The organism is Streptomyces sp. NPDC031340 (assembly GCF_055569945.1).
In genome coordinates, this window is record NZ_JBVIIE010000048.1 from 17,577 (window position 1) to 29,070 (window position 11,494).

General features: G+C 73.8%; 10 protein-coding genes. 5 read left to right on the forward strand and 5 right to left on the reverse strand.

Translation table 11 applies throughout. From position 1 onward, the window contains the following. Positions 1-61: 61 nt before the first annotated feature. The gene (locus tag ACZ5GT_RS30350) at positions 62-1,522 is read left to right on the forward strand and encodes a hypothetical protein (RefSeq protein WP_469032462.1); all 1,461 of its coding nucleotides are present in this window, start codon (positions 62-64) and stop codon (positions 1,520-1,522) included. Between the two features lie 247 nt (positions 1,523-1,769). On the opposite strand, the gene ACZ5GT_RS30355 is transcribed toward ACZ5GT_RS30350, so the two are convergent. Together ACZ5GT_RS30355 and ACZ5GT_RS30360 are read right to left on the reverse strand one after the other, a co-directional pair. Further along, positions 1,770-3,104, reverse strand: a complete 1,335-nt coding sequence (locus ACZ5GT_RS30355; RefSeq protein WP_469032598.1) for a PH domain-containing protein — start codon at positions 3,102-3,104, stop codon at positions 1,770-1,772. Positions 3,105-3,187: 83 nt separating this feature from the next. Continuing rightward, positions 3,188-3,691, reverse strand: coding sequence for a PH domain-containing protein (locus ACZ5GT_RS30360; protein WP_469032466.1), 504 nt, complete (start codon positions 3,689-3,691; stop codon positions 3,188-3,190). A gap of 31 nt (positions 3,692-3,722) precedes the next feature. Here ACZ5GT_RS30360 and ACZ5GT_RS30365 point away from each other — a divergent pair, with 31 nt between their 5' ends. Continuing rightward, the gene (locus tag ACZ5GT_RS30365) at positions 3,723-4,874 is read left to right on the forward strand and encodes an NADH-quinone oxidoreductase subunit D (RefSeq protein ID WP_469032468.1); all 1,152 of its coding nucleotides are present in this window, start codon (positions 3,723-3,725) and stop codon (positions 4,872-4,874) included. 57 nt (positions 4,875-4,931) lie between these two features. On the opposite strand, the gene ACZ5GT_RS30370 is transcribed toward ACZ5GT_RS30365, so the two are convergent. After that, positions 4,932-5,987: an SAM-dependent methyltransferase gene (locus ACZ5GT_RS30370; RefSeq protein ID WP_469032470.1), complete on the reverse strand. Its 1,056-nt coding sequence runs from the start codon at positions 5,985-5,987 to the stop codon at positions 4,932-4,934. Positions 5,988-6,118: 131 nt separating this feature from the next. Here ACZ5GT_RS30370 and ACZ5GT_RS30375 point away from each other — a divergent pair, with 131 nt between their 5' ends. The 3 genes from ACZ5GT_RS30375 (at position 6,119) to ACZ5GT_RS30385 (ending at position 8,750) form a co-directional block, all read left to right on the forward strand. After that, a complete protein-coding gene (locus ACZ5GT_RS30375) occupies positions 6,119-7,321 on the forward strand; it encodes a sensor histidine kinase (RefSeq protein WP_469032473.1) in 1,203 nt (400 codons plus the stop codon). 75 nt (positions 7,322-7,396) lie between these two features. Next, a complete protein-coding gene (locus tag ACZ5GT_RS30380; RefSeq protein ID WP_469032477.1) occupies positions 7,397-8,068 on the forward strand; it encodes a response regulator in 672 nt (223 codons plus the stop codon). Between the two features lie 49 nt (positions 8,069-8,117). Beyond that, positions 8,118-8,750 (forward strand): AAA family ATPase, encoded by a 633-nt coding sequence (locus tag ACZ5GT_RS30385; RefSeq protein WP_469032480.1) that lies wholly within the window; start codon positions 8,118-8,120, stop codon positions 8,748-8,750. A gap of 81 nt (positions 8,751-8,831) precedes the next feature. Here ACZ5GT_RS30385 and ACZ5GT_RS30390 read toward each other — a convergent pair whose 3' ends face one another. Further along, positions 8,832-9,938, reverse strand: coding sequence for a DUF5937 family protein (locus ACZ5GT_RS30390; RefSeq protein ID WP_469032483.1), 1,107 nt, complete (start codon positions 9,936-9,938; stop codon positions 8,832-8,834). A 109-nt stretch (positions 9,939-10,047) separates the two neighbouring features. After that, entirely contained in the window at positions 10,048-11,349 is a 1,302-nt protein-coding gene (locus ACZ5GT_RS30395; RefSeq protein ID WP_469032487.1) for a threonine aldolase family protein, read from the reverse strand. Positions 11,350-11,494: the final 145 nt, after the last annotated feature.

Genomic DNA, 11,494 nt, shown 5'->3' on the forward strand with positions numbered 1-11,494 from the left:
ATGGCTGTCTTTTTACGGGGCGGGGGGCCAACGTTCCCCTACGCGCGGTAAGTTTCTGGCCATGCCACGTGGACGTCACCGCCATTCTCCGCCTCTGCACAGGCTGCTTCCCCCGTCGGCGATCGCAGGCGTCTCCCTCGTCTGCGCACTCGGCCCCTGGGTGTTCTGGGATCCGGCCGTGCTCCGGGTGGCGGCTGCGACAGCCGCGGCGACCGCGGCCGTGGGCGCGGCCGTCATGCGCCGCTGGGACATCGAGGCGGGCAAACGCGTCGCCGATCTCACGCGCGCGCGTGCGAGCGACGAGTGGCGGCACGAGGAGCGGGTCGCCGAGCTGGAGACCGACCTGGAGGAGTCGCGCGAGCTGCGCGCCAAGCTCGAACAGCGGCTGCGGGCGAAGCGCTCGGAGCTGGCGGGGCTGCGCAACGAGCACGCGGCGCTGCTGCGGCGGTACGCCACCGCCGAGACCGAGCGGGCGAGCGCGCTGGAGGGCCGGCGCCTGCTGGAGATCGAGACCACGACCGACACGCCGGCCACGCGCGCGCTGCCGCCGGTGCCGACACCGAGGACGGAGCCGGTGGCGGAGGCCGGGGCTGTGGCTGCCCCGGCGGAGGCCGCCGAGAACGCCGCCGAGAACACCGCCGAGACGGCGGCGGCTCCCGGGGTCTTCTCGCCCGAGGGGGCGGAGCTGTTCCAGCGGGCCGACGCGGCGCTGACCCGGTTCGCCGGGGCCGACGGCCGCTCCGAGGCCGACGCGGCCGACGCGGCCGCCGGGGCGGAGAGCGGCGAGGGCACCGAGGAGACCGCGGAATCCGAGGACGCCGCGGAAGGCGAGGAAGCCGCGGAAGGCGACGAGGCCGTGGATGCGGAGGCCGCGGCCGAGGACGCTGCCGACGCCGAGGAAGCCGAGGGTGCCGAGGGCACCGAGGCCGCCAAGCAGTCCAAGGGCGACTCCGAGCAGTCCGAGCAGTCCGAGCAGCCCCAGCAGTCCGGGAACGTCGCGGACTCCCGGAAGCCTCAGGTCCCTCCGGCCTCCGCCGAGGAGCACGGCGTCGCGAAAGGCGAGCCGGTGAAGACGGGCACCGCCGGTACGGAGGCGGCGCAGGAGGACGAGGCGCAGGGGAAGCCCGAGGCGGTCGACGGGCACGAGCGCGCGACCGCCGCCACCACGGGCAAGCACGCCCAGCCCGTGCAGCAGCCCTCCGGGCACTTCGTCGCGCCGACCGCGGTGGCCGTCGTGCCGCCCGCGCCCGCGCGGCGCCCGGCGGTCGAGGGCGGGTTCGACTTCTTCGGCACGAAGGGGCAGCCGTCGCAGGGCGCCCTGGAGAACGTGCACAACGAGGACCTCGCCGACGTGGTCGGGCAGGAGGCGCTCGCGCTGCACAAGGCCGACGCGGAGGCGGAGTTCAAGCCGGCGGACGATGAGTCGCGCGGCGTCGGCCAGGTCATCGACCTGACGGCCCACGACGAGACGGAACCGATCAAACTGCAGGGCCTGCGCAACGTGCGCAGCGCGGTCTCTTAACAGCGGGCAGGGACGCGAAGACGGGCGCGGGCTCGGTCGCGGGCGCGGGCACAGGGGTGCCTGACGAGCCGCACGGGCCCGGCTCTCGCGTCGGCCCACTGCCACAGCCGCGACGCCCTCTCCGGGCAGCGGCGCACCGCCACGTCGGGCCCGGCCGGCCCTGCCCCCCCAGCGGGCGGGTGGCAGATCATCCATCCCGTCAGGTCATCCACCCGTCAGGTCATCCACCCGTCAGGCCATCCGTCCGTCAGGCCATCCACCGGTCGGGACGGGCCGCCCGTCGGCCCGTCCGTGAACGTTCGGCCTGTGCCCGCAGCAGCTCCACCGCCTCCTGTGCGTCCCGCAGCCGTGCGGTGACGGTCTTGTCGGCTCCGGTGTCCACGTGCACGTCCGCGAGCCGCCACAGCCGCTCCCACGGCCCCTGGGTCAGCCGCACGCTCTGCACCTTCGCGTGCGGCACGAGTTCCAGCCTGCGGCGCAGCAGCCCGCGCCGCGTGGCGAACACCGTGTCGGTGACGGAGAGCCCGTGCCCGCGCCACCACACCGGAGCGCACCACCCGGCGCGCCGTGGCGGCCGCGCCCACGGGTCGGCCCCAGCTCCGGCCGGCGACTCGGCCGACGACCCGGCCGATGGATCGGCCGCCGGTACGACGACGCCGGGCAGCACGCGCGCGACGACCGCCTCGGCGAGCTCGCGCGGGGCGACGGGCACCAGCACCGAGTTGGCCGACCCGGCCACGTCCAGCTCCACCCGCACCCAGCCGCGGCGCCGCCACAGCAGCGGCTCCACGATCCGTACGGTCTGCACCCGTCCCGGCGGCACCGTCTCGTGCGTGCGGTCGAGCAGACCGTGGTCGATCCGCAGGCCGTCGGGAGACTCGGACACCGTCCAGTCGTACTCCGCGACGAACCGTCCCACGCTGCTCGCGCCCGCCGTCCCCAGCAGCGGCAGGGCGCTGGCCAGGACCGTCCACACGCTGTGGGTGGCCAGCCACAGCACGGGCGGCACGACGAGCGCGGCGGCCAGCGATCCCCAGGTGGCGCCCGTCAGCACGAGGGAGAGCACGAGGTGACGTGGGGGCGTGCGCAACAGTTCGCACGCTGGTGCCTCGCCGACTTCGCGCGCCGTCTCGGGGGCGAAACCGGCGGCGCGCGCGAGCAGCTCCGCGCGGAGCGCACGGGCCTCGCGCTCCCCGAGGAAGGCGAGCTCGTCCTTCTTGCCTGCGCCTATGACGTCCAGCCGCAGCTTCGCGACGCCCGCCACGCGCGCGAGGAGGGGCTGGGTGACGTCGACGGCCTGGACGCGTTCCAGCCGGATGTGCGCGGTGCGGCGGAAGACCAGCCCGGTGCGGATGCGCAGTTCCGTGTCGGTCACCGCGAAGTGCGTGAACCACCAGCTGAGGAAGCCGTACAGGGCGGCGGCCGGGACGACGACGGCGAGCGCGACCAGGAGCGTGGTGGCGGTCAGCCGGGTCAGCTGGCGCTGCGCCTGGTCCGGGTCGTGGACGGCCCACCCGATGACCACGGCGACCGGCGCCCACGCCCGCCTGAGCGGCGTCACGGGGTGCAGCCGCCGCTCCACGGGAGTAGCGAGAGGACGCTCGCCGTGGTGGGCGTCGGTGTGGACATCGTCACGGGCGGCGTCGTCCTGGGAGGGCGGCAACGTCACAGTCCCGCCGATCGGGCCTCGCCGAGCTCGGTGAGCCGGTCCCGCAGCCGTTCCGCCTCGGCCGGGTCGAGGCCGGGAATGGTGGCGTCGGTCGCCGCGGCCGCGGTGTGCAACTGCACGCTGGCCAGCCCGAAGTACCGCTCGACGGGACCCGAGGTGACCTCGACGAGCTGCATCCGTCCGTACGGCACGACGGTCTCCTCCCGCCACAGCACTCCCCGGCTGATCAGCAGGTCGTCGGCGCGTTCGGCGTACCGCCACGAGCGCCAGTTGCGGCCGAGCAGCACCCAGCCCCAGGCCGTCAGCGCGAGCGGCGCCAGCGCCAGGGCGGCCCAGGCCGGTCCGGCGAGGAACCCCAGCAGCAGCCCGATGGCGAGGGCGGCCGTCCCCAGCCACACCACCAGCAGCAGCCGGCGCATCCGCAGCAGCCCCGGCGGAAGCCCGGTCCACGCCGGCCCGGCCTCCGCGACGCCCGTCTTCTGAGGGCTCCCCGTCTCCATACGGTCAGCGTACGTAGGAGAGACTGTGTCCATGACTCCTACGACGGAGACCATGGTCGGAATCGGCGGCGCCGCGGAGAGCACCGACATGGTGCTCAACATCGGGCCCCAGCACCCGTCCACGCACGGTGTGCTGCGGCTGCGGCTCGTGCTGGACGGTGAGCGCATCATGCGCGCGGAGCCGGTGATCGGGTACATGCACCGGGGCGCGGAGAAGCTCTTCGAGGCGCGCGACTACCGCCAGATCATCATGCTCGCCAACCGCCACGACTGGCTGTCGGCCTTCTCGAACGAGCTGGGTGTGGTCCTCGCCGTGGAGCGCATGCTCGGCATGGAGGTCCCCACCCGCGCGGTGTGGACGCGCACGCTCCTCGCGGAGCTCAACCGGGTGCTGAACCACCTGATGTTCCTGGGTTCCTACCCGCTGGAGCTCGGCGGCATCACGCCGGTCTTCTACGCCTTCCGGGAACGCGAGACCCTCCAGAACGTCATGGAGGAGGTCTCCGGCGGCCGCATGCACTACATGTTCAACCGCGTCGGCGGCCTGAAGGAGGACCTGCCCGCGGGCTGGACGGCACGCGCGCGTGCCGCCGTCGCCGACGTGCGCTCGCGCATGGACGTCTACGACGACCTGGTGCTCGGCAACGAGATCTTCCGCGGGCGCACGCGGGGCGTGGGGGCGCTCGCACCGGAGACCGTGCACGCGTACGGCGTGAGCGGGCCGATCGCGCGCGCCTCGGGGGTCGACTTCGACCTGCGCCGCGACGAGCCGTACCTCGCCTACGGGGAGCTGCAGGACACCCTGAAGGTCGTCACCCGGCGGGAGGGCGACTGCCTCGCCCGCTTCGAGGTGCTGCTGGAGCAGACCCACAACGCCCTCGACCTCGCCGACGCCTGCCTCGACCGGCTCGCCGACCTGCCGCCCGGCCCGATCAACCAGCGGCTGCCGAAGGTGCTCAAGGCGCCCGAGGGCCACACCTACGCGTGGACCGAGAACCCGCTCGGCATCAACGGCTACTACCTCGTCAGCAAGGGCGAGAAGACGCCGTACCGGCTCAAGCTGCGCTCGGCCTCGTACAACAACATCCAGGCCCTGGTGGAACTGCTGCCGGGGACGCTGGTCGCGGACATGGTGGCGATTCTGGGCTCGCTGTTCTTCGTCGTCGGGGACATCGACAAGTAGGCCGACGCGAGCAGCCCTGCGCGAGCGGCCCGCGCGAGCGGCCTCGCGCGAGTGGCCCTACGCGCTGTCGAGGAGCGGGTCCGGGATTCCCACCGGCTGCAGCAGCCAGCCGAAGTCGCCGAGGCCGCCCGGAGCGGTGAGCTCGGCGGCTTCGCCGGCGCTCGCGAGGGCGCGCACGTACGCGGCGGGGTGTGTGGTCGCCAGCGTCAGCGGGGGGCGTGCGCCCGCGATGCCCAGCGCGCGCAACGCGTCGCGCTGCCGCAACAGGTGCGCGCCGGGGAGGGTGCGCTCCGTCGTGTGCGCTGTTGTGCGCGCCGTCAGGTGCGCCATGGCGTGCGCCGCGCACGCGTCCAGCGCGACATGCGCCGTGATGTCGCACGACCCGTCCGGCACGGGCGCCGTCGAGCGCCCCTCCCGGAACCCGGTGAGCGTCCCGAACGGGGGGCGCGCCTCCCGGCTGTGCGCGTAGTCGACCGCGACCGCGAGCCCCCGGTCGAGCGTCGCGACCGCGGCGGCCCACGCCTCGTCCCGGGGCAGCCCGATCTCGGCCCGCAGCCCCTCCTCGGCGCCCAACGGCCACCATCGCGCCAGCCACTCCGCCTCCGCGCCGCCGACCGGCTCCCCGAGGCGCTCGGTGCCGTCCCGCCGTACCAGCACCCGTCGCGGCACGCCCACGGAGTCCGTCTCGGCGATCTCCACCGGAACGTTGTCCAGCCACTCGTTGGCGAACAGCAGCCCGGTGAGGCCCTGCGGCGGCTCGGCCAGCCACCGGACGCGGTCGTCGAGGCCCGCGGGGCGGTCGGCGAGCTCGACGGCGTACACACGCGTGCGTGCGGCCACCTCGGCGGGGAGCACCGCCAGCACACCGCCGGCCAACTCGCCGCGCCCCGCCGCCATGTCGACGAAGTCGAGCGACGCGGGCCCGCCGAGCGCCTCGTCGACCCGGCACAGCAGCCGGGCCACCGCCTCCGCGTACAGCGGCGACGCGTGCACCGACGTACGGAAGTGCCCGGCCGGCCCCTCCGGCCTGCGATAGAAACCGTCCGGCCCGTACAGGGCGGCCTCGGCCGCCGCCCGCCAGCCGCGCCATTCATCCGTCGTCTCCGCCGTCATCGGCCCAGGCTAGGACAGACCCCGAGCCCACCGGGGAACGGGACCTCCACCTTGCGGAGTACGCGCACCGCTCGCAGGATCGGCCCTCCGGTTGACCCCTGCACCTATCGCACTTCCCTACTCTGGGTTACGTGCAGCGCCTCTATGACTTCCTCCGCAGGCACCCGACCTGGGTCGACGGCTTCTGGGCCGTCTTCCTGTTCGGGATCTCCGCGGTGAGCGGAACCGCCCATCGGGAGGACCGGGGCACCGACGCGCCGATGGCGATCGTTCCGGTCATCGTCCTGTTGTGCCTGGTGATCGCCATGCGCCGGCGCATGCCCGAGAAGATGCTGCTGCTGACGATCGGCATCGGCGCCGCCCAGGTGGCGCTGGACGTGGCGGTGACGCCCGCCGACTTCGCGATGCTGGTGATCGTCTACACGGTCGCCGCGACCGGCGCCCGCTGGGCCTCCCGGCTCGCGCTGGCCGTGAGCCTCGGCGCGGCCACGGTGGCGCAGCTGCGCTGGCCGAACGACGGCAGCGGCGTCCTGGGAAACGTGGCGATCGTGGTCCTGCAGACGGTGCCGTTCGCGCTCGCCTGGGTGCTCGGCGACTCGATCCGCACCCGCCGCGCCTACTTCGCCCAGTTGGAGGAGCGCGCGTCCCGGCTGGAGAAGGAACGCGAGGCGCAGGCCAAGGTCGCGGTCGCCGCCGAGCGCGCCCGCATCGCGCGCGAGCTGCACGACGTCGTCGCGCACAACGTGTCGGTGATGGTCGTGCAGGCCGACGGCGCCGCCTACGTCCTCGACGCAGCGCCCGACCAGGCGAAGAAGGCGCTGGAGACCATCTCCTCGACCGGCCGCCAGGCCCTCGCCGAGATGCGCCGCCTGCTGGGCGTGCTGCGCACCGGCGAGCACCAGGAGACCAGCGAGTACGTCCCGCAGCCCGACGTCGAGCAGATAGACGAACTGGTGGAGCAGTGCCGTCACGCCGGCCTGCCCGTCGACTTCAAGGTGGAGGGCACCCCGCGCCCGCTGCCCAGCGGCGTCGAACTCACGGCGTACCGGATCGTGCAGGAGGCGCTGACCAACACCCGCAAGCACGGCGGCCCGAACGCGGGCGCCAGCGTGCGCCTGGTGTACTTCGACGACGGCCTCGGCCTGCTCGTCGAGGACGACGGCAAGGGCGCCCCGCACGAGCTGTACGAAGAGGGCGGCATCGACGGGCAGGGCCACGGCCTGATCGGCATGCGTGAGCGGGTCGGCATGGTCGGCGGGACGCTGGACGCCGGCCCGCGCCCCGGCGGAGGATTCCGCATCAGCGCCCTGCTGCCGCTGAAACCGGCGCACTGACGTTTCCGCACGCCCCCGATTGACACCTGTAACGCCCCTCAGGGACACCCCTGGACGGACATGGAAGAGGCCTCGATGACGATCCGCGTGATGCTCGTGGACGACCAGGTGCTGCTGCGCACCGGGTTCCGGATGGTGCTCGCCGCGCAGCCGGACATGGAGGTCGTCGCGGAGGCCGGGGACGGTGTCGAGGCCCTGCAGGAACTGCGTGCCACCGAGGTCGACGTCGTCCTGATGGACGTGCGCATGCCGAAGCTGGACGGCGTGGAGACCACCCGCCGCATCTGCTCGGCGCCGAACCCGCCGAAGGTGCTGATCCTGACCACCTTCGACCTCGACGAGTACGCGTTCTCCGGCCTGAAGGCGGGCGCCTCCGGCTTCATGCTCAAGGACGTGCCGCCCGGTGAACTCCTCGCCGCCATCCGCGCGGTGCACAGCGGCGACGCGGTGGTGGCCCCGTCGACCACGCGCCGGCTGCTGGACCGGTTCGCGCCGATGCTGCCGAGCACCGGCAACGAGCCCCGGCACACGGAGCTGGAGCGGCTCACCGGCCGCGAACGCGAGGTCATGGTGCTGGTCGCGCAGGGCCTGTCCAACGGTGAGATCGCGGCCCGGCTCGTGCTCTCCGAGGCGACCGTCAAGACCCACGTGGGACGCATCCTGACCAAGCTCGGCCTGCGGGACCGGGTGCAGGTGGTGGTGCTGGCGTACGAGACCGGGCTGGTGCGGGCGGGCGGGCACGGCTGAACCCGGTGAACGTGCCCCCGGCGTGACCGCCGCCCACTAGGGTCTGCGCATGCTCCTGTGGATCAACGGCCCCTTCGGGGGCGGCAAGACGCAGACCGCGCACGAGATCCAGCGGCGTCTGCCCGGCAGCGTCATCTGCGACCCCGAGCACGCCGGCTTCGGGCTGCACCGCATGATGCCGCCCGACCTGCGCGGAGACTTCCAGGACCTGGCGTCCTGGCGGCAGGGCGTCGTGGAGGTCCTCGACCTCGCCCTCACCCGGCACGACGGCGTGGTGATCGTCCCGATGACGGTCACCGACTCCGGCCACTTCCGGGAGACCGTCGGCCGGCTGCGCGAACTCGGGCACGACGTAAGGCACTTCACCCTCCTCGCCGAGCGCGGGACGGTGCTGAAGCGGCTGAACGAGCGCGGTTTCGGGCACCTCCTGCGGTACGTCGCCGGGAAGAACGCCGGTCTGCGGCGGGAGAGCTGGGCCGTGGAGCAGCTGGACCACTGCCTCGAACGGCTGCGCGAGCCGGAGTTCGCCGAGCACCTGTGGACCGACCACTCGACCGTGCCGAAGACGGCGGACCGCATCGCCGTGCTGGCGGGGCTGACCCTCCGGCCGAACAACGAGGGCGCCCTGCGCACCCGGCTGAGGCAGGCACAGGTCGGAGTGCGGCACATCCGGTTCGACTGAATCCGGCCGACCCGCTGGAAAAGGCCGGACCCCATTGAACCCGGCCGAATCCGGTACGCCGGGGCCGGTCGCACCGGGGGCTCAGCGCAGGACGCCCTCCAGGAAGTCGCTGCCCAGCCGGGCCACCACCGGTACGTCCAGCTGGTGCAGGACGTACCGGCCGCGCCGGCGGGTGGTGAGCAGGCCCGCCTTCTTCAGGACGCTCAGGTGCCGGGATATCTCGGGCGGGGTCATGTCGTGCAGCCGGGCCAGCTCACCCGTGGTGAAGGCGCTGCGGGCCAGGCTCCGGCACAGCCGCATGCGCACCGGGTGCGACAGGGCCGTCATCCGCAGCGCCAGCTGCTCGACCGAGGCGGGAGCGACCGGATCGGGGGAGGCCACCGGGTAGTGCAGCACCGGCTGCCAGGCGTGCCGGTGCAGGACCATCAGGTGCGGCCGGCCCAGGCTGGTCGGGACGAGCAGCAGACCGCCGTCCCGAGTGGCCGTGCGTCCTTCGCCGAGCTTGTCGACCGTGACGCAGGCCGCCGCCTCGTCCAGGGCCACGGCCGGTGACACCGCGGCCAGCGCCTCGGCCAGGCCCTTGCGCCGCAGCAGGTCCGTCTTGTGGCGGGCGTCCGCCGCCAGCTGGTGGCGCAGCCGGGCCCAGGTCTCCGCGAAGAACGCCTCGTCGCAGTCCTCCAGGAACTGCCGCAGCCACGCCCTGATCCGTGGCGGATCGGCCAGCAGCCGCTCGCTGAAGTGCAGCTGCCGCGGCCCGCGGGTGGCCGCGCGCTCCAGCGCGACCCGCCGCATCCCGGCGTCGGCCAGGGCGCCGGGCCCGGGCACGCTGTACGGCAGGTCGCAGGTGAACTCGAGCGCGCCGTCCACGAACTGCTCGTCCGTCAGCTTGTCGAGCAGGTCCAGGTCCTCGGCGAGCGTCGCACCGGGCAGGGCGGTACGGCCCGGGACGCCCGCGCAGGGCAGGAAGAGGTCGGAGAACGTCGTCCGCCACAGGAAGTCCGCCTCGCACATCCGGTCCGCCAGATGCGGGTCGAGCCGCGCGGTCACCCCGGTCGCCCAGCCCTGCAGGCCCGGGTGGTGCCCCGGTTCGGACAGCGCGTGCAACGCCATGCCGAGCTCGGCCAGGGGCGAGGGGACGACGGCGATCCGCTCCGGCCGCAGCCCCGCGATGTCGATGCGCAGGCTCATGACCTCATGGTGCACCCCGCCACTGACAACGCCGCCCCGTTCGACGGCCACCGTCGACCGGCGTCCGCGCCGGGCCCGGCCGGGTCACGCACCCCCCTCACGACCCCCGTCACTCGCCCACTTCCTGCTCGCCCACCTCCTCCTTCAGCCGGGCGACGAACTGCGCGGCCGCCGCCTTCACGTCGTCGGCCGTCCACTCCAGGCCCGCGGCGCGTACGTCGACCTCCGTGTACGCCAGCGCGGGACCCCTGGCGTCCCAGGCGCTCACGAACAGCAGCGTGTCCGTCTCCTCCGCCTGCCGGACGGCCGCCTCGGCGACGACGTCGACGTCGTAGGGCAGCCAGACCTGGAACGCGTTGGTGTGCGGCACCTCGGGGTGTACGCGCGCCCACGGCAGCCCGGCCGCCGCGAAGCCCTCGCGCAGCGCGGCGGCCACCACGCGGGCGTGGCGCACGTACTCGGGCAGCCGGGGCAGTTCGCGCTCCAGACCGGCGAGCGCCGACAGCGCGGTCGGGAACTGCTGGAAGACCTGTCCGCCGTACCGGTGGCGCCAGGTCCTCGCCTCGTCGACCAGCGTCCTCGGCCCGGCGAGCGCCGCGCCGCCGAAGCCGTCGAGGGACTTGTAGAAGGAGACGTACACGCTGTCCGCCAGGTCCGCGATCTCGTCGAGCGGCCGGCCGAGGTGGACGGTGGACTCCCACAGGCGCGCGCCGTCGAAGTGCACCACCGCGTCACGCTCGCGCGCCGCCGCCACGACCTCGCACAGCTCGTCCCAGGTCGGCAGCAGGAAGCCGGCGTCCCGCAGCGGCAACTCCAGCATCAGGGTGCCGAAGGGCTCGGGGAAGTCCCGCACCTCGTCGGCGGTCGGCTGGCGCGGCTCGCCGGTCAGCCGGACCGGGCGCAGGCCGCTGACCTGGCTGAGGGCGTGGCGTTCGTGCACCTCGGGGTGGGACATCGCGTGCAGCGCGACGGCCTTCTCGCCGGTGCGGCCGGCCCAGCAGCGCAGGGCCACCTGCTGGGCCATCGTGCCGGTGGGGAAGAAGGCGGCCGCCTCCTTGCCGAGCAGCCCGGCGACCTTCCGCTCCAGGGCCTCCACGACGCCGTCGCCGTAGACGTCCGACGCCTCGTCGAGGTCGTACAGGTCCGGCGCCGCGTCCAGCACCGCGAGCCGCTCCCTCAGCGTGCCCCGGAAACCGGGGCGCGAGAGCACCCGCGCGCTCCGGTAGGCGCTCATGCGCCGCTTGTAGCGCCGTGCGCGCCGCTCCTCGGCCGACAGCCGCTCCGCCGGCTCCCGCGAACCTTCCCCCGCATGTTCCCCCGAGTGTTCCCTCGGACGTTCCTCCGCCGGCCGCTCCGCCGAGTGCTCCCCCGGCTCGCTCCCCTGCCCGCCCTGCTCCGCGCTCTCGGTCATGCCCCGGATCATGCCGTGCGCCGTCCCGCGCGGGCACGCGCATTCGTTTCCGCTGTTTCCGCATCGGCGGGCGCGCGCACGGTGGCGTGCGGAAACCCACAGCCTGTGGACAACCGGCCGCCCCGCGGACCGATCGCGTTAACAT